The organism is Halorhabdus sp. SVX81, assembly GCF_029207715.1.
Classification (GTDB): Archaea; Halobacteriota; Halobacteria; order Halobacteriales; family Haloarculaceae; genus Halorhabdus.
In genome coordinates this window covers 2,817,469-2,835,164 of record NZ_CP104322.1, presented here as the reverse complement: position 1 = coordinate 2,835,164, position 17,696 = coordinate 2,817,469, and the positions used below count along the sequence as shown (strand labels likewise).

The 17,696-nt window shown below is 63.1% G+C and carries 12 protein-coding genes, 2 tRNA genes and 3 rRNA genes; 14 read left to right on the top strand and 3 right to left on the bottom strand.

Annotation, left to right across the window (positions count from 1 at the left end):
- Nucleotides 1–115: 115 nt before the first annotated feature.
- The 5 genes from SVXhr_RS14190 (at nt 116) to rrf (ending at nt 6,211) form a co-directional block, all read left to right on the top strand.
- A complete protein-coding gene (locus SVXhr_RS14190; RefSeq protein WP_015789426.1) occupies nt 116–427 on the top strand; it encodes a non-histone chromosomal MC1 family protein in 312 nt (103 codons plus the stop codon).
- 791 nt (nt 428–1,218) lie between these two features.
- A 16S ribosomal RNA gene (locus tag SVXhr_RS14185) occupies nt 1,219–2,690 on the top strand.
- Nucleotides 2,691–2,789: 99 nt separating this feature from the next.
- A tRNA-Ala gene (locus SVXhr_RS14180) sits at nt 2,790–2,861 on the top strand.
- 197 nt (nt 2,862–3,058) lie between these two features.
- Nucleotides 3,059–5,975 (top strand): 23S ribosomal RNA (locus tag SVXhr_RS14175).
- A gap of 114 nt (nt 5,976–6,089) precedes the next feature.
- Nucleotides 6,090–6,211: ribosomal RNA gene (gene rrf / locus SVXhr_RS14170) — 5S ribosomal RNA — on the top strand.
- The 16S, 23S and 5S rRNA genes sit together here with 1 tRNA gene alongside, the layout of an rRNA operon.
- A 131-nt stretch (nt 6,212–6,342) precedes the next feature.
- Here rrf and SVXhr_RS14165 read toward each other — a convergent pair.
- Nucleotides 6,343–6,558, bottom strand: a complete 216-nt coding sequence (locus tag SVXhr_RS14165) for a hypothetical protein (protein WP_015789427.1) — start codon at nt 6,556–6,558, stop codon at nt 6,343–6,345.
- A gap of 327 nt (nt 6,559–6,885) precedes the next feature.
- On the opposite strand from SVXhr_RS14165, the gene SVXhr_RS14160 reads away from it, so the two are divergent.
- From SVXhr_RS14160 to SVXhr_RS14150, 3 genes are all read left to right on the top strand, one after another.
- A tRNA-Cys gene (locus SVXhr_RS14160) sits at nt 6,886–6,961 on the top strand.
- Nucleotides 6,962–7,239: 278 nt separating this feature from the next.
- Nucleotides 7,240–7,830 carry an AsnC family transcriptional regulator gene (locus tag SVXhr_RS14155; protein ID WP_275738147.1) on the top strand — a complete coding sequence of 197 codons (591 nt, stop codon included), beginning with the start codon at nt 7,240–7,242 and terminating at the stop codon, nt 7,828–7,830.
- Between the two features lie 93 nt (nt 7,831–7,923).
- Nucleotides 7,924–10,596 (top strand): heavy metal translocating P-type ATPase, encoded by a 2,673-nt coding sequence (locus SVXhr_RS14150; protein ID WP_275738146.1) that lies wholly within the window; start codon nt 7,924–7,926, stop codon nt 10,594–10,596.
- 9 nt (nt 10,597–10,605) lie between these two features.
- Here the strand turns inward: SVXhr_RS14150 and SVXhr_RS14145 are convergent, their stop codons facing one another.
- Entirely contained in the window at nt 10,606–11,259 is a 654-nt protein-coding gene (locus tag SVXhr_RS14145) for a bifunctional precorrin-2 dehydrogenase/sirohydrochlorin ferrochelatase (RefSeq protein ID WP_275738144.1), read from the bottom strand.
- A 101-nt stretch (nt 11,260–11,360) separates the two neighbouring features.
- Complete coding sequence (locus tag SVXhr_RS14140) at nt 11,361–11,510, bottom strand: hypothetical protein (RefSeq protein WP_275738143.1); 150 nt, start codon at nt 11,508–11,510, stop codon at nt 11,361–11,363.
- Between the two features lie 225 nt (nt 11,511–11,735).
- Here SVXhr_RS14140 and SVXhr_RS14135 point away from each other — a divergent pair, with 225 nt between their 5' ends.
- The 6 genes from SVXhr_RS14135 to SVXhr_RS14110 all read left to right on the top strand — a co-directional run bounded on the left by SVXhr_RS14135 (nt 11,736) and on the right by SVXhr_RS14110 (nt 17,696).
- Nucleotides 11,736–12,071, top strand: coding sequence for a hypothetical protein (locus SVXhr_RS14135; RefSeq protein WP_275738141.1), 336 nt, complete (start codon nt 11,736–11,738; stop codon nt 12,069–12,071).
- Nucleotides 12,072–12,170: 99 nt separating this feature from the next.
- Entirely contained in the window at nt 12,171–13,946 is a 1,776-nt protein-coding gene (locus tag SVXhr_RS14130; protein WP_275740958.1) for a ferredoxin--nitrite reductase, read from the top strand.
- A gap of 1 nt (nt 13,947) precedes the next feature.
- Nucleotides 13,948–14,238, top strand: a complete 291-nt coding sequence (locus SVXhr_RS14125; RefSeq protein WP_275738139.1) for a DUF6360 family protein — start codon at nt 13,948–13,950, stop codon at nt 14,236–14,238.
- A gap of 16 nt (nt 14,239–14,254) precedes the next feature.
- Nucleotides 14,255–15,820, top strand: coding sequence for a CbiX/SirB N-terminal domain-containing protein (locus SVXhr_RS14120; protein ID WP_275738137.1), 1,566 nt, complete (start codon nt 14,255–14,257; stop codon nt 15,818–15,820).
- On the top strand, nt 15,817–16,647 hold the full coding sequence (cobA, locus tag SVXhr_RS14115; protein WP_275738135.1) for a uroporphyrinogen-III C-methyltransferase: 831 nt from the start codon (nt 15,817–15,819) through the stop codon (nt 16,645–16,647). Before SVXhr_RS14120 ends, cobA begins: the two co-directional genes overlap by 4 nt.
- A complete protein-coding gene (locus tag SVXhr_RS14110; protein WP_275738133.1) occupies nt 16,644–17,696 on the top strand; it encodes an anthranilate phosphoribosyltransferase in 1,053 nt (350 codons plus the stop codon). The genes cobA and SVXhr_RS14110 overlap by 4 nt, the downstream gene beginning before the upstream one ends.

Here is a 17,696-nt window from a genome sequence, read left to right as displayed (position 1 = left end):
CGAATATCGCCACCCGTCAATTTTTCACATAAATATTTTGTGGCAATCGCCCCCCGAATCGGGGGGTATTTTTATAGTGTGTCATGTTCTGGGTTGACATGGAGTATCGAAAACCATGGCACGTGATACGGACAAACGGAACTTTGCACTGCGCGAATCGGACGGGAACGAGTCGAGTGTCTTCTCGGGGGGGACACCTCGCCAGGCGGCGCTGAAGGCTGCACGACGGCTCGATCCGGCACCAAGCGAGGACGCGGCCGATCCCGAGACGATCCGGCTCCGTGAGAAGGGGACGGAGAAGGTCCACGTCTACGAAGGCTGGGCCTGGGAAGAGGACGCGCCCGACGACAAGCCCGACTGGATGCCCGGTGAGATCACCAAGGGCAACGTCTCCAAGCAGGGTGTCGAGCATCTCGAGGAAATCTGAGGTACGCCCCACCCGCACATCACTTTTCGGCGGTTTCTCGGAGTCGATAGTCTCTACTATCCCGACAGCCAACCCCCGGTGCGCGGCTTTCACTCGGGGTGACCTGACGCACGACGCGCGGGATGACCGCTCGACCTCCGGCCGCGCGACATTCTTCCTGCTCCGGGAGTCACTACAGCTCCGGAAGTAACCACTCCTGTGTCCGGGCTGGCCCTCCAGCCAAACGGTCGTCGACTCGTATGGCCTCAATCTTCCCTTGTCTCACACACAGACCTCACGTGTTGGCGGGTGTGTGGGCCCGCTGCCGATACCACGCCCACCATGTCACGGTACGACATCCCTCTCTGCTTGTAATCGCATGACGTGGCGGGTCTCCTTCGACGGGTTTAAGTAATTACCTCCCATCTGCATAGATACGCAGCGACGAAGGGCGAACGGCGCCCCTCCGACCGCGTCGCGCCACTCGCGTGGTGCGATTCGATCCGATGCCCTTAAGTGTAACAGGGCACTTCGGATTGAATACGAACGTGGTTCGGACGGGGCACGGATCGCCCCGGTCGCACCCCGGATCAAGTCCGAGCCGGTTCGAAGGGTTTATAGCCCTTCTCGGCTTACGATTTGGTCCGGAAGACATGAGGATTCCACCCCTGCGGTCCGCCGTATAGATGGGATCTGATGTTAGCCCTGGTAGTTCGGTGACACCCGACTGGGGTGTCAGCGAACGTGCTTACGATAGCGACGACACCCCTTTGGGGTGTCATCCCGCCTAACCCTCCCCATTCCGGGGAGACATTCCGGTTGATCCTGCCGGAGGCCATTGCTATCGGAGTCCGATTTAGCCATGCTAGTCGCACGGGTTTAGACCCGTGGCAAATAGCTCAGTAACACGTGGCCAAACTACCCTGTGGACGGAGATAACCTCGGGAAACTGAGGCCAATATCCGATACGACTCGCCAGCTGGAGTGCGGCGAGTCGGAAACGTTGCGGCGCCACAGGATGTGGCTGCGGCCGATTAGGTAGACGGTGGGGTAACGGCCCACCGTGCCCATAATCGGTACAGGTCATGAGAGTGAGAGCCTGGAGACGGTATCTGAGACAAGATGCCGGGCCCTACGGGGCGCAGCAGGCGCGAAACCTTTACACTGCACGACAGTGCGATAGGGGGACTCCGAGTGCGAGGGCATATAGTCCTCGCTTTTCTGTACCGTAAGGTGGTACAGGAATAAGGGCTGGGCAAGACCGGTGCCAGCCGCCGCGGTAATACCGGCAGCCCGAGTGATGGCCGCTATTATTGGGCCTAAAGCGTCCGTAGCCGGCCAGACAAGTCCGTTGGGAAATCCACGCGCTTAACGCGTGGACGTCCGGCGGAAACTGTCTGGCTTGGGGCCGGAAGATCTGAGGGGTACGTCCGGGGTAGGAGTGAAATCCCGTAATCCTGGACGGACCGCCGGTGGCGAAAGCGCCTCAGAAAGACGGACCCGACGGTGAGGGACGAAAGCTAGGGTCTCGAACCGGATTAGATACCCGGGTAGTCCTAGCTGTAAACGATGCTCGCTAGGTGTGCCGCAGGCTACGAGCCTGCGCTGTGCCGTAGGGAAGCCGTGAAGCGAGCCGCCTGGGAAGTACGTCTGCAAGGATGAAACTTAAAGGAATTGGCGGGGGAGCACTACAACCGGAGGAGCCTGCGGTTTAATTGGACTCAACGCCGGACATCTCACCAGCACCGACAATGTGCAGTGAAAGTCAGGTTGATGACCTTACTGGAGCCATTGAGAGGAGGTGCATGGCCGCCGTCAGCTCGTACCGTGAGGCGTCCTGTTAAGTCAGGCAACGAGCGAGACCCGCACTCTTAGTTGCCAGCAGCATCTTGCGATGGCTGGGTACACTAGGAGGACTGCCGCTGCCAAAGCGGAGGAAGGAACGGGCAACGGTAGGTCAGTATGCCCCGAATGTGCTGGGCTACACGCGGGCTACAATGGCCGGGACAGTGGGACGCCAGTCCGAGAGGACGCGCTAATCCCCGAAACCCGGTCGTAGTTCGGATTGAGGGCTGAAACCCGCCCTCATGAAGCTGGATTCGGTAGTAATCGCGTGTCAGAAGCGCGCGGTGAATCCGTCCCTGCTCCTTGCACACACCGCCCGTCAAAGCACCCGAGTGGGGTCCGGATGAGGCCGTCATGCGACGGTCGAATCTGGGCTCCGCAAGGGGGCTTAAGTCGTAACAAGGTAGCCGTAGGGGAATCTGCGGCTGGATCACCTCCTAACGATCGGGATCGGGGCGTTGCCCCGACCCACCTGCACGTTCGCCACCACCCCAGTTGGGCACCTATGAACTACCAGGGCTAACATTGTACGGCGGAAGGGCCCATAGCTCAGCGGTAGAGTGCCTCCTTTGCAAGGAGGATGCCCTGGGTTCGAATCCCAGTGGGTCCATAGCTCGTATCCGATCGAATCCGATCCCCTTAAGTGTGGGACGGCGCTTCGATTGGGTACGGACGACCGATGCACCATCCCGTGCGAACGTGGATGGGAAGGGTTGATGCACGCACCGCCACCGACGGGCGTGTGTATGAGACCGTGTGTACGTGCGATCCAGGCGTCCACTGGACGCGTTTACGTCGAGTTTACACTCGACGTGGCTGCTGTACCAGCTGGTGGATGGCTCGGCTCGGGCGCCGACGAAGGGCGTGCCAAGCTGCGATAAGCTCAGGGGAGCCGCACGGAGGCGTAGAACCTGAGATTCCCGAATGGGAATCCTCACCGCAATTGCCTTGCGCAATGGGGAACGCCGGGAACTGAAACATCTCAGTACCGGCAGGAAGAGAAAACAATCCGTGATGTCGTTAGTAACCGCGAGTGAACGCGATACAGTCCAAACCGAAGCCTTCGGCCAATGTGGTGTTCGGACTGGCACTCATCGTCAGAACGTCTTCTTGAAGTCTCCTGGAACGGAGCGCGATACAGGGTGACAGCCCCGTAACGAAGTCAAGTATGACGTGCGCCAGTTCCCGAGTATCGGGGGTTGGAAATCCCTCGTGAATTTGGCAGGCATCTACTGCTAAGACTAAATACTCCTCGAGACCGATAGTGAACAAGTAGCGTGAGCGAACGCTGAAAAGTACCCTCAGAAGGGAGGCGAAATAGGGCCTCAAATCAGTTGGTGATAGAGCGACTGGGCATAGAAGGTCCCTCGATAAACGACCTATCCGCGAGGATACAGTAGGACTCGAGGGAAGCCGGTGTTCAGTCGTACGTTTTGAAAAACGAGCCAGGGAGTGTGCTTGTGTGGCGAGTCTAACCCGATCATCGGGGAAGGCATAGGGAAACCGACATGGCCGCAGTGCTTTGCACGAGGGCCGCCGTCTTCAAGGGCGGGGAGTCACACGGGCACGACCCGAATCCGGACGATCTACGCGTGGGCAAGATGAAGCGTGGCGAAAGCTACGTGGAAGTCTGTTAGGGTTGGTGTTTTACAATACCCTCCCGTGACTCTCGTGTAGGGGTGAAAGGCCCATCGAGTCCGGCAACAGCTGGTTCCAACCGAAACATGTCGAAGCATGACCTCCGCTGAGGTAGTCCGTGGGGTAGAGCGACCGATTGCGTGTCCGGCCTCCGAGAGGAGTCGGCGCGGCTGTCAAACTCCGAACCTACGGACGCCGTCGACGCGGGGAGTCCGGTATGCGGGGTAAGCCTGTGTACCATGAGGGAGACAACCCAGAGCTGGGTTAAGGTCCCCAAGTGTGGATTAAGTGCGATCGAAGGTGGTCTCAAGCCCTAGACAGCCGGGAGGTGAGCTTAGAAGCAGCTACCCTCCAAGAAAAGCGTAACAGCTTACCGGCCGAGGTTTGAGGCGCCCAAAATGATCGGGGCTCAAATCCACCACCGAGACCTGGCCACACCTGTCAAAAGGTGGTTGTGTAGGTTGGCGTTCTGCGCGGGTGGAAGCACGGGTGAGAACTCGTGTGGACCGCGTAGAAACGAAAATCCTGGCCGTAGTAGCAGCGAAAGTCGGGTTAGAATCCTGACGGCCTGAAGAGCAAGGGTTCCTCGGCACTGTTCGTCAGCCGAGGGTTAGTCGATCCTAAGTCTATCCGTAACTCGAAGCGGATAAAAGGGAAACTGGTTAATATTCCAGTACCACCGTACACTCAATGTCGACGCCTTGGGGTAGACCGAGCCGGGCACTCGCCCGGTCGAATCGTCAAAACTCGTGGAAGCCGTAATGGCACGAAGCGGGCGAACGGCGAGATAGAGCAATTTGGTTCAACCTGGGGCCCATGAAAAGACAAGTACGGTGCTCGTACCCAGCACCGACACAGGTGCTCTGGCGGAGAAAGCCAAGGCCTGTCGGGATCAATCGACGTTAGGGAATTCGGCAATTTAGCCCCGTAAGTTCGCGATAAGGGGTACCTGCTCGGGAAACGAGCAGGTCGCAGTGACTTGGAGGCTCGGACTGTCTAGTAACAACACAGGTGACCGCAAATCCGCAAGGACTCGTACGGTCACTGAATCCTGCCCAGTGCGGGTATCTGAACACCTAGTACAATAGGACGAAGGACCCGTCAACGGCGGGGGTAACTATGACCCTCTTAAGGTAGCGTAGTACCTTGCCGCTTCAGTAGCGGCTTGCATGAATGGATTAACCAGAGCCTCGCTGTCCCAACGTTGAGCCCGGTGAACCGTACTTTCCAGTGCGGAGTCTGGAGACCCCCAAGGGGAAGCGAAGACCCTATGGAGCTTTACTGCAGGCTGTCGCTGGGACATGGTCGCTAATGTGCAGAATAGGTAGGAGACGTTACACAGGTACGTGCGCCAGCACGCCACCGAGTCAGCATTGAAATACTACCCGTTAGTGACTGTGACCCTCACTCCGGGAGGAGGACACCGATAGCCAGGCAGTTTGACTGGGGCGGTACGCGCTCGAAAGAATATCGAGCGCGCCCTAAGGCCATCTCATCCGGGTCAGAGATCCGGAGAAGAGCGCAAGAGCAAAAGATGGCTTGACAGTGTTCTTCCCAACGAGGAACGCTGACGTGAAAGCGTGGTCTAGCGAACTCATTTGCCCGCTTGATGCGGGCAATGAATGACAGAAAAGCTACCCTAGGGATAACAGAGTCGTCACTCGCAAGAGCACATATCGACCGAGTGGCTTGCTACCTCGATGTCGGTTCCCTCCATCCTGCCCGTGCAGAAGCGGGCAAGGGTGAGGTTGTTCGCCTATTAAAGGAGGTCGTGAGCTGGGTTTAGACCGTCGTGAGACAGGTCGGCTGCTATCTATTGGGGGTGTTTGGTACCTGACGGGAACGACCGTATAGTACGAGAGGAACTACGGTTGGTGGCCACTGGTGTACCGGTTGTTCGAGAGAGCATTGCCGGGCAGCCACGCCACACGGGGTAACGGCTGAACGCATCTAAGCCGGAAACCCACCTGGAAAAGAGGTACCGCTGAGGTCGCTCGTAGAAGACGAGTTCGATAGACTCGGGGTGTACGCACCGAGGTAACGAGGTGTTTAGCCCGCGAGAACTAACTGACCGAAGCCACCATTCATACCGCATGTAAACGCGACGTAGTCGCGTCCAGGCGCAAACTGGATCGCACGTACACTGGTTTTGCATCGACCGATCGCTGGCCTCGCGTGGTTCGATTCCACGGATCGGCGTTAAGGCGGCCATAGCGGCGGGGCAACACCCGTACCCATTCCGAACACGGAAGTTAAGCCCGCCTGCGTTCCGGCGAGTACTGGAGTACGAGAGTCTCTGGGAAAACCGGTTCGCCGCCTCCATTCATACTTCAGCCCATCCGAGAGTGACAACGCTCTCGGGTGGGCTTTTTGTATTTTTATAAGGAGCTGCTGCCGAGAGTGGCAATGCTACACGGGGCTTCAGTACAATACAGAGAGAATCCAGCCGACGGTCAGGCGCTCGGTCGGGAGGATTCCGACGTGCCGATCGCGACAAACAGCGCGCCCGAGACAGTCAACAACAGTGTGGCGAGCCCGCCGGGGAGGTCGCCACTGGTCAGGAACCAGCCGGCCGCTAGTAGACTCGCGACGACGAGTCCTGTGCCGAGAGTGATCAGTCGCCAGTCCCCCGCGTCGAGCAGTTCGAACGGTCGATTGTGCCGTGTCATTACGAGCAGCAACGATACAAACGGCCAAGAATGTTTTTATATTCTGAACAATTCTTGTGGTTTATTATAATTCGTAATGGATTCGTGAGGCGTCATACTGTGTGGCGACCAGACCGCTATGTTTATTGGATCGCTGGAACTAGACGAAGTTGCGCCAAGGTGGCAGAGTCCGGCCTAACGCAGCGGCCTGCAGTTCAGACAGACTCACTTCGTTCGTCTGTCAGCGTCGCACGTTCTTTCATCACGTGCGACAGCCGCCCATCGCCCGTTTGGGCGAAACGGCCGGATCATAATCCATAACTTGGCTGGTCACCGATACAATACTGTGCCAAGGTGGCAGAGTCCGGCCTAACGCAGCGGCCTGCAGAGCCGCCCATCGCCGGTTCAAATCCGGCCCTTGGCTCTTCTGTCGCTCACAAACACGTGAGCGACGAAAGGCAGACGAGGATTTGAATTCTGGGACGAGCGAAGCAAAGTCCCTCCGGTTCAAATCCGGCCCTTGGCTCTCCTTACTGTCCGAATCAATCGACTTTCAGGGGGAGAGAATACATCCAGTTGCTCCCTCGGATTCGATACTGCTTGTGGAATACTGTTTCGGATTCCTGCTTCAGATCGATTTCGGGCCGAGGATTTCGAAGTTGTTGGGGCAACCGTCTTGTATGCGGGCGGACAAGCGGGCGTATGCACGATCTCGATGAAACCGATCTGGAGATCCTCTCGATGCTTGCCGAAGATGCTCGTCGGCCCTTCAGCGATATCGGTGAAGCAGTCGAGTTGTCCGGACCGGCAGTCTCCGATCGCGTCACGCGCTTACGGGAAGCGGGCGTTATTCAGCGGTTCACGATCGACGTCGATCGGACGCAACTTCGTGCTGGCGTCCCCGTATTGGTGCAGGTCGAACTCTCCGGGAACTCTGTTGAGACGGTTCGGGAACGTGTCCGTGACGCGGATGGGGTCGAACACGTTTTCGTCACTGCGGAGGGTGACGTCTGGTTTTACGCGCGCGCCGAGGCCCAGAACGTCCGGTCGTGGGTCGCTGGATTGCTTGCGGACGTCGACGTCGAGGGCTACGCCGTCACCCTGGTCGACGATGTCGAGTGGACACCGTCGATCGAGGGCCTGGAGTTCGCACTCACCTGTGCGGAGTGTGGGAACACGGTCGACAGCGAGGGAGAGACGGCACGGATCGACGGCGATGTCTATCACTTCTGTTGTCCGTCCTGTCTGGATCGCTTCGAGACCCGGTACCGGCGGCTCGAAGAGGGGGCGTGAGACGGGCTTTGGAATCGAAAGTATCCCTAGGGCTGGAGCCGACTTCTCGAAGCGAAAAGTGGCCTAAAGCGTGAACCCGTACGTATACATATCATGGCTACACGAACGACCCATCTCGATATCACGGGGATGTCCTGTGCGAACTGCTCGGGGACGATCCAAGACACCCTCGAGTCCCTCGACGGTGTGGTGACGGCCAACGCCAACTACGCCACTGACGAGGGGACGGTCGAGTACGATCCGGAGGTAGTGACGCTGTCTGAGATCTACGAGGCGGTCGAATCGGCCGGCTACGGCGCAGTGTCCGAGACTGTCACCGTCGCGATTTCCGATATGTCGTGTGCGAACTGTGCGGAGGCCAACGCGACCGCCCTCGAGGACACGCCGGGCGTCATCGAGGCGGAGGTGAACTACGCGACCGACGAGGCCCAGGTCACCTACAACCCTGCCGGGGCCTCGCGAGCGGATCTCTACGATGCCATCGAGGCCGCTGGCTACTCGCCGGTCCGTGAGGACGACGACGCCGGGGACGCCGGGGCGGACGCGCGCGACGCGGCACGGGACGAGGAGATCCGCAAGCAACTCCGACTGACGCTGTTCGGCGCGCTACTGTCGGCCCCGATGTTGGTCTTCATGGCCGACAAACTCGTCCTCGGTGGCGGGATCGTCGCCGGCGTCGAGTCCCTCGTCGGCATCAGACTGGGCTGGGTGGAGTTCGCACTCGCGACGCCCGTCCAGGCGCTGCTTGGGTGGCCGTTCTACAAGAACTCGTACAACGCGTTGGTGAACAATCGCCGGGCCAACATGGACGTCTTGATCGCGCTTGGCTCCTCGACAGCGTATTTCTACTCGATCGCCGTGCTGGCCAACCTGGTCGCGGGCGAGGTTTACTTCGACACCGCCGCGCTGATCTTGGTGTTCATCACGCTTGGCAACTACCTCGAAGCCCGTTCGAAGGGCCAGGCCGGCGAGGCACTCCGCAAGCTCCTGGAGATGGAGGCCGAGACGGCGACGCTGATCGGTCCGGACGGGACCGAACGGGAAGTCCCGTTGGAGGACGTCCAGACCGGCGATCTGATGAAAGTCCGGCCGGGCGAGCAGATCCCGACCGACGGCGTGGTCGTGGATGGCCAGTCGGCCGTCGACGAGTCGATGGTGACCGGGGAGTCCGTCCCAGTCGAGAAGAGCGAGGGCGACGAGGTCGTCGGGTCGACGATCAACGAGAATGGATTGCTGACGGTGAAGGCGACGAAGGTGGGCGCTGACACCGCCCTCCAGCAGATCGTCCAGACCGTCAAGGAGGCCCAGTCCCGCCAGCCCGAGATCCAGAACCTCGCCGACCGGATCTCGGCGTACTTCGTCCCGGCGGTCATCGCGAATGCCGTCTTCTGGGGCGTCGTCTGGTTCGCCTTTCCCGAAGTGCTGGCCGGGTTCGTCGACGCGCTGCCGCTGTGGGGGCTGGTCGCCGGCGGCCCCGAGATTGCCGGTGGGGCCGTCTCGGTCTTCGAGTTCGCCGTGATCGTCTTCGCTTCGGCGGTGTTGATCGCCTGTCCCTGTGCACTCGGGCTGGCGACGCCCGCGGCCACGATGGTCGGGACGACCATCGGCGCACAGAACGGCGTCCTGTTCAAGGGTGGCGACATCCTCGAACGCGCGCGAGACGTCGACACCGTCGTCTTCGACAAGACGGGCACGCTCACGGAGGGCGAGATGGAACTGACCGACGTGGTCGCCCTCGACGGGGAGGGGAGCCCGGTCGGGAACGGTGACAGCGAGGCCGCCGCAGACGGCGGGTCATTGACCGAACGCGAGCGTCACTCCGAGGACGACGTTCTCAGGTTCGCGGCTGCGGCCGAGAGCGGCAGCGAACACCCGCTCGCCCGCGCCATCGTCGACGGTGCCGAGCAGCGGGGACTGGACGTCCCCGACCCCGAGAACTTCGAGAACGTCCCCGGGCACGGAATCCGGGCCACTGTGGACGGCTGGGAGCCGCGGAGCGGCTCCGAACGAGCGAGCGGGGAGCGAATCGACCCGCGAGCAGTCGAAGTTCTGGTTGGGAACCGAAAACTCCTCGAAGACGAGGGGATTGACCCTGCGCCCGCCGAAGAGACGATGGAGCGTCTCGAACGCGAGGGCAAGACGGCGATGCTGGTTTCGATCGACGGCGAACTTGCGGGCGTCGTCGCCGACGCCGATACGGTGAAGGAAGGCGCAACGGAGGCCGTCGCCGCACTTCGCGAGCGTGGCGTCGACGTCATGATGATCACGGGCGACAACGAGCGGACCGCCCGCGCCGTCGCCGAGGACGTCGGGATCGACCCCGACAACGTCCGCGCGGAGGTGCTTCCCGACGAGAAGTCCGATGCCGTCGAGACGATCCAGGCGGACGGCCGAAAGGCGATGATGGTCGGCGACGGGGTCAACGACGCGCCGGCCCTCGCCGTGGCCCACGTCGGGACGGCGATCGGGAGCGGCACAGATGTCGCCATCGAAGCCGCGGACGTGACGCTGATGCGCTCTGATCCACAGGACGTCGTGAAGGCGATCCGGATCTCCGACGCGACGCTGCAGAAGATCAAACAGAACCTGCTGTGGGCGCTGGGATACAACACGGCGATGATCCCGCTGGCCTCGCTCGGGCTGCTCCAGCCCGTGCTGGCCGCCGCGGCGATGGCCTTCTCCAGCGTCTCCGTGCTGACCAACAGTCTGTTGTTCCGGCGGTACACGCCCGATCGGGACTACCGGATCCTCGGCCGACTTCGGTAGGGCCGCGGGCTACGATTCTGTCTCGTTTCGGACTTCTCCAAGCAGCTCCTCGGCGACCTCGCGCGCCTGGTCGGTCTGTCCGTCGGCGACGAGCGTACGGATCCGATCCGACCTCGCAATCGCTCTGAGCGCGTCGCGTCGGTGCGGGCCGTCGACGCCCTGGTCGGCGAACTCCTCGCGCAGATCGCCGACGAATCCCGCAAGCGCGCCAGCGCCGTCGATCTCCCGTTCGATCTCCTCGCGCAGGACGCCACTCACCGCCGGGGCTCCCCCTTGGGTCGAGATGCCGACGACGACCGGGTCGTCGCGGACGATCGCCGGCAACACCACCGCTCCCGGTGCTCGTTCCCCGGAGTGATCCGCGCGGTTGACCAGTACCCCTCGATCTTCGGCAGCACGCTCGACGGCTGCGTTGACGGCCGCATCGTCGGTGGCTGCGACGACGAGCGCCGGCTCGATCCGGTCGAGCCACTCCGCCACCTCCGTCGGATCGGGACTGGCACGCTCGAGCGTTGCGTTGCCGAAGTCGGCGTCCGCGAACTGGGGAGCCACGACGACGACCTCGGCCTCGTGGTCGAACCGGCGGGCCTTCCGTGCGCCGACGGGCCCACCGCCGAAGACGAGCACGCGGGAATCGCTGAAGTCGTGGAGAAGGGGAATCATTGGTGAGCGTTCGTGTGGTAAGCGTTTAGTTTCGGCGAAGCCCGGTACATGGAGGGTTTCAACGGTCGAACGCTGCGAGTCGCGGCCCGAAGTGGTCGAGATCAGTCGCCGGCAGCGCCGCCACGGTTCTCACTCAAGTGCTCCCAGATCTCCGTACAACCGGCCCCGACCTCGACGTCTTCGAGGTGGTCCTGCTCCGATCGTTCGTCTCCTGGGGTCGTTGCTGTCGCCGTCTCGGAAGTCTCGGTCATCGAATCCCTCTAGTCTGCCCGACTGCATAAGGCCGTGTTCCGGCGTAATCCCTACCCGTTCTTCTTCTTTGGGGCAACAATTGCTGGTTATGTCGAACGACAGCTACCGACGGGAGGCACCGGAGTATGGCGATCACGCTGCTTCGCCGTCGGGGAACGACTGTGACGAGCGGCAATCGCCGCGGGTGCCGACGGGCTTACCGCCCGCCGGGAATAACTCGGACTATGCCGACGGACGTCCACCAGCTTGACGACGGGGCCTGGGTCAGTGTCAACGACACTCGTGAGGTGAACGTCAGCGATCTCTGGCGACTCGCTGGCGGGGATTTCTGTTCGTGTCAACTCACGGATTTTCTCGCCGAGGGGTTCGTCGAGGTCGGCGTCGACGGCGGGAACGTCGAGGCGCGCATCGCCGGCCAGTGCATCCAGTGTGGGGCGAGCGGCGTGACCGGCTGGCTCACGCTCGGCCGGGTCGACCCCGAAACCGGCGATTTCAGGCCTGTCGTCCCCGAGAGCGTTCACCGGCCGTCTCGGTCCCGGCGACGCTCGCCGACGGCGTGAGGGGTCAGATATACCTGCAAATATTGTCGCACTCCCGGAGAGGCGGGGAAGGTTGACGAGGTGGCTGTGGGTATACGTCCGGGTCGCATCTGGATGGACATGCCCACGAAGGTCGAGCGATGGAAGGACGAAACCTACGGGATGGAGATACGCGACCACCTCGAACGATTTGCCGAAGAGGGGTTCGATGCCATCCCGGAGGACGAACACGACGCGTGGTTCGAGCGGTTCAAATGGTGGGGACTGTACCACCAGCGGAAGGGCCAGGAGAGTTACTTCATGATGCGCATCGGGACGCCGATGGGCCGGATGACGCCCGAACAGCTCCGGACCGTCGGCGAGGTGGCCCGCGAGTACGCCACCGGCCCCGTTGAGAACCCCGAGTTCGGCGACGCCTACGCCGACTTCACGACGCGCCAATCGATCCAGCTCCACTGGATCAAGATCGAAGACATTCCTGACATCTTTGCGGAACTCGAATCTGCGGGTCTCTCGACGATCCAGGCGTGTGGTGACTCCTGGCGCAACATCGTCGGCTCGCCGGTCGCTGGCCGGGATGCCGACGAACTCGTCGATGTTTGGCCCATCGTCGAAGAGCTCCACGACCGTTTCAAGGGCAACGATCTTTACACGAATCTTCCCCGCAAGTGGAAGGTCGCCGTCACCGGCGACCGTCGCGGTGCCGGCCAGGGCGATATCAACGACCTCGCCTTCGAACCGGCGGTCAAGGAGATAGACGGCGAGGACATCGCCGGCTTCAACGTCAACGTCGGCGGCGGCTTGGCTCGCAAGGAGCCCCGGCTGGCCCGCAGCATCGACGTCTTCTGCCGGCCCGAGAACGCTGCCGCGGTCGCCGCCGGCCTCTCCGGACTCTTCCGGGACTACGGCGACCGCGAGGACCGGTTCAACGCCCGGATGAAGTTCCTCGTCGACGAGTGGGGAACGGAGAAGGTCCGATCCGTGCTCCAGGAGGAGTACGTCGATTACGAGTTGCCGACCGCAGGCCAGGGCCTCCGGGAGGAGTACGACTACAACGCCGGGCGGTCGGACGCGCCGGGCGACTACGTCGGCGTCCACGACCAGGCCGACGGCCAAAATTTCGTCGGGCTCTCGGTGCTCGTCGGCCGGATGGCCGCAGCAGACGTCATCGAACTCGCCGACCTCGCCGAGGAATACGATTCGGAGATGATCGGCCTGACCCAGCGCCAGAACGTCATCGTGGGCGACATCGCTGACGAGGACCTGGACGACTTCCTCGCGGAGTCGGTGCTCGAGAACTACTCGCCCGACCCCCATCCCTTCATGCGTGGCTCGATCGCGTGTACGGGGACCGAATACTGCTCGCTGTCGATCGTCGAGACGAAAAACCGGATGGTGCGGTACGCTCGGTGGCTCAAAGAGAACGTTCCAGTTCCTGAGGGCGTCACGGATTTCCACATCCACCTCTCGGGGTGTACGGCCTCGTGTGCCCAGCCCCAGATCGCCGACATCAGCCTCCGCGGGATGAAGACCCGCAAGGACGGCGGGGCCGTCGAGGCCTTCGACGTCGGGCTGGGCGGTGGCCTCGGCGAGAACCCACAGTTCGCCGACTGGGTGGAGATGCGCGTCCCAGCCGACGAGATTCCGGGCTACATCGCCAACCTGCTGGAAATCTACGAGGCCGAACGTGACGGTCAGGAGTCCTTCCGGGAGTTCGTCGCCGACCGCGAGGAGGACGAACTCTCGGGGCTCGCCGAGCCCGAAGAGACGAGTTACGAGGACCCGTACCTCGGCAACACGAAGATGACGTGGTATCCCTACGCCGAGGACGAGGAGATGAGCGCCTCGCCCGCACCGACGAACGCCAGCGGCGAACCCATTCCCACGGACGATTGATATGGCTGATCGCGTGCTGAAGGTCAACGCCTTCACGACGTTCGACCTCCTCGAAGGGCGCGTGGAGGGACACGGCTTCACGGAGGAGGCCTTCGCCACGCTGAACGTCCGGACGGCCCGGGAGGACCCCGAGGACGTCACCCTCGAACTCGAACTCGACAACGTCGAACTCGACTCGGTGCCGGCTCACGCCGACCGCGTGACGCTCTCGGCCGCGGAGGCCAGAGAACTCGCGGCCGAGCTGGAGGGGGCGGCGAAACGTATCGAAGCCACCGAGGAGGACGATCCATGACCGAGGAGGACGACCCATGACCGAACAGGCACTCGTCGTTGCGGCACACGGCTCCCACCGCAACCCCGACTCCGCGCTTCCGACGCTGTCCCACGCCGAGACCATCCGCGACCGCGGGTGTTTCGACCAGGTCCGGACAGCCTTCTGGAAGGAATCGCCGAGCTTCCGTGACGTCCTGCGAACGATCGATGCCGAGACGGCCTACGTCGTCCCGCTGTTCGTCAGCCAGGGCTACTTCGTCGATCAGGTCCTCCCACGGGAGTTCGACCTCGGGATCGACGACGTGGCCGGCGAGTCAACCGCCCCCGAGATGGTCTACACCGACCCTGTCGGAACACACTCGGCCATGACCGACGTCGTCGCGGCCCGCGCCCGCCGGTACCTCGACGACGTCCCCGAGGAGGACGCCGCGCTCGCGGTCGTCGGCCACGGCACCGAGCGGAATCCGAAAAGCGCCAAGGCCGTCTACAACCACGTCGAGGCGCTCCGCGAGCAGACGGACTTCGCCGAGGTCGGCGCGCTGTTCATGGACGAGGCCCCGGCGGTCGAAGACATCCTCGATGAATTCACAGCCGACGACATCGCCGTCGTCCCGCTGTTCATCGCCGACGGCTTTCACACACGCGACGAGATCCCCGAGTTGCTGGGGATCACCGACGACCCCCGGTCCGGGTATCCGGTCCCGGGAACGGTTGCGGGCCGTCGGATCTGGTATACCTCGGCCGTCGGGACTGACCGACTCGTGCCGGACGTCATTCTGGAACGAGCCGGCGACGCCGGGGCCGACCTGGACCGAGACGTCGAGCAGGACCAGCCCGTGCGGCCAGACGCGGCCGAGGCGTTCCTGTCGTGGCTCGACGCCGCCCCTGCCGACGGCGACCGCCGCCGGCGGGAGTGGGGTGACCTTATTGTGAGTGTCGCGGATGGCGCGTACGAACTCCGCCATCGCGACGATCGCGACGCGTCCCCGGCGGCGCTCACCGAGCAAGAGCCCGAGACCTTCCGGTGGTACGCCCGCACCGACGGGGCGGGTCGCTTCCGGCCGTTCGCCGGCGAGCGCTCGCTCCCGACGGGGTGGGTACTTCCGGACCTGGACGCAACTGGACTGCTCCGGGCCGTCGCGGCGGTGTACCCCGCCGGCATCGAGACGTGGGCCGACGATCCCGACCCCGTGGCCTTCCGGGACGTCGCCGCCCGCCAGACCGGGATGTACGCCGGCGTCTCGGAGCTTTCGAGTACTGAACTCGACGACCTGACGACGGCGGTCTGTGGCAACTGTGCCAAGCGCCGGACGTGGGACGAGGACGGCGAGGGTGGCGCGGAGCGCCTGTCTGCCGACGCTGTGGAAGGGAGCGAGCCGCCAGCCGACGGTGGCGAGAGCGAACTTCCCTGCCGGGAGCCGTGTTCGTTCCTGATCGCCGCGGCCAGAGAAGTGCGTTCGGGAGACGAATTTGACGAACAGCCACTCGATCAGCCCGAAACCGACGTTCCACCGGGCGATCTGAGCCAGCCGAGCAATCGCTACCGGATCCGGTACCGCGAAGTACGGGGAGTCACACCCTCCTCACAGGAGTCCCCATGACAACGAACGGAACCGTCTACCTCGTCGGCGCGGGCCCAGGCGACCCCGAGTTACTGACGGTCAAGGCCCGCCGGCTACTCGACGAGGCCGACGTCGTCCTCCATGATTCCCTCGTGGGCGATGGCGTCGTCGACTCGATCCCCGATGGGGTCCGGGTCGAGAACGTCGGCAAGCGCGCCGACGGCGAGCGGACACCGCAGGCGGCGATCAACGAACGCCTCGTCTGTGAGGCCTCGGCCGGCCGGGACGTCGTCCGCCTGAAGGGCGGCGATCCGACGCTGTTCGCCCGCGGCGGCGAGGAGGCCGAACACCTCGCGGCCCATGGCGTCGCCTTCGAGGTCGTCCCCGGTGTCACGAGCGCTATCGCCGGCCCGAGCGTAGTCGGCATCCCGGCGACCCACCGCGATCACGCCTCGGCGCTGGTCGTCGTCACCGGCCACGAGGACCCGACCAAGCCCGACTCCTCGCTCGATTGGGATGCCCTCTCGCGGATCGTCGCCGCCGGCGGCACCCTCGTGATCCTGATGGGCGTGGGTCGGCTGCCCGACAACGTGGCCGCGCTCCGGGCGGGCGCTGTCGACGCCGAGACGCCCGTCGCGATGGTCGAGCGGGCGACCCTGGAAGACGAGCGGGTCGTTACGGGCACGGTCGAGACGATCGAGACGCGTGCAGCGGCCGCGGGGATCGAACCGCCCGCCGTGACCGTCGTCGGCGACGTCGTCGACGTCCGCGAGGCGGTCGCACATTGCCTGGGGGAAGCCGATGCGGTGGCCGAGGCCCCTTTGGCCGGCACGACCGACGGACTCGCGGAGGTGAACCGGCAATGAGCGACTACGGCGAGTGGCCCCTGAAGCGGCTGATGACCGAAGTGGTCGGCTCCGGGACGAAGTCCGCCGAGGACATGACCCACGAGCAGGCGACCGAGGCGATGGAACGGATTCTCGATCGCGACCCCGATCCGACGACGCTCGGTGCGTTCTGGCTCGCCAACCGCTGGAAGCACAACACGAGCGAGGAACTCGCCGCGTACGTCGACGTGATGGCCGACCGCGTCGAGACGGGGGTCCCCGACGCCGACCCGGTCGACTGCGGCGCGAACTACGACGGGAAGGAGCGGACGGCGATTTTAGGTGTCGCTGCGGGCGTCGTCGCTGCCGCCGCTGGGACGCCCGTCGTCGTCCACTCGGGCGACCGCGTCCCCACCCAGAAGAATGATGCGTACAAGCACGTCCTCGACGAACTCGGCATCCGGACCGAACTTCAGCCCGCCAAATCCGCCGCGATGGTCGAGGAGACTGGTTTCGGGTTTTACTACCAGCCGGCGTTCAATCCCGCCATCGACGATCTCTTCGACCGCCGGGATCAGATGGGCGTCCGGACGTTCATCAACACCGTCGAGACGCTCGCCAACCCGGCCGGTGCGAGTGTCCATCTCGGTTCGTTTTATCACCTCTCCTTCGCGAAGAAGATCGTCGAGACCTTCGAGCGCAGCGAAGCCCACTCCCTCGATCGCGTCATCATGTTCCAGGGGATGGAGGGCTACGACGACATCCGACCGGGCTACACGAAGTTCGCCGAGTGGACCGAGGCCGAGGGCCTCGCAAGCGACGAGATCGAAACGGCTGCCTACGGCATGGACTTCGAGACCGACGATCTCGCCGTCGATGACGTGGCTGGAGACAGCGCGCGGCTCACCCGCGAAGTTCTCACCGGCGACCGGACCGACCACTGGCACGACGCCGTCGCGCTCAACGCCGCGGTCCGAATCTACGCCGGCGGTGACGCCGACACCCTCGATGAGGGTCTCGAGGCCGCCCGCACAGCCATCGACGACGGCTCGGCCGCGGCCGTCCTCGAGGATCTGCGGGGGTTCTGA

Coding starts and splice junctions, on each gene's coding strand:
- SVXhr_RS14190 (WP_015789426.1), top strand. CDS start 116: ATGGCACGTGATACGGACAAACGGAACTTTGCACTGCGCGAATCGGAC.
- SVXhr_RS14165 (WP_015789427.1), bottom strand. CDS start 6,558: ATGACACGGCACAATCGACCGTTCGAACTGCTCGACGCGGGGGACTGG.
- SVXhr_RS14155 (WP_275738147.1), top strand. CDS start 7,240: ATGCACGATCTCGATGAAACCGATCTGGAGATCCTCTCGATGCTTGCC.
- SVXhr_RS14150 (WP_275738146.1), top strand. CDS start 7,924: ATGGCTACACGAACGACCCATCTCGATATCACGGGGATGTCCTGTGCG.
- SVXhr_RS14145 (WP_275738144.1), bottom strand. CDS start 11,259: ATGATTCCCCTTCTCCACGACTTCAGCGATTCCCGCGTGCTCGTCTTC.
- SVXhr_RS14140 (WP_275738143.1), bottom strand. CDS start 11,510: ATGACCGAGACTTCCGAGACGGCGACAGCAACGACCCCAGGAGACGAA.
- SVXhr_RS14135 (WP_275738141.1), top strand. CDS start 11,736: ATGCCGACGGACGTCCACCAGCTTGACGACGGGGCCTGGGTCAGTGTC.
- SVXhr_RS14130 (WP_275740958.1), top strand. CDS start 12,171: ATGCCCACGAAGGTCGAGCGATGGAAGGACGAAACCTACGGGATGGAG.
- SVXhr_RS14125 (WP_275738139.1), top strand. CDS start 13,948: ATGGCTGATCGCGTGCTGAAGGTCAACGCCTTCACGACGTTCGACCTC.
- SVXhr_RS14120 (WP_275738137.1), top strand. CDS start 14,255: ATGACCGAACAGGCACTCGTCGTTGCGGCACACGGCTCCCACCGCAAC.
- cobA (WP_275738135.1), top strand. CDS start 15,817: ATGACAACGAACGGAACCGTCTACCTCGTCGGCGCGGGCCCAGGCGAC.
- SVXhr_RS14110 (WP_275738133.1), top strand. CDS start 16,644: ATGAGCGACTACGGCGAGTGGCCCCTGAAGCGGCTGATGACCGAAGTG.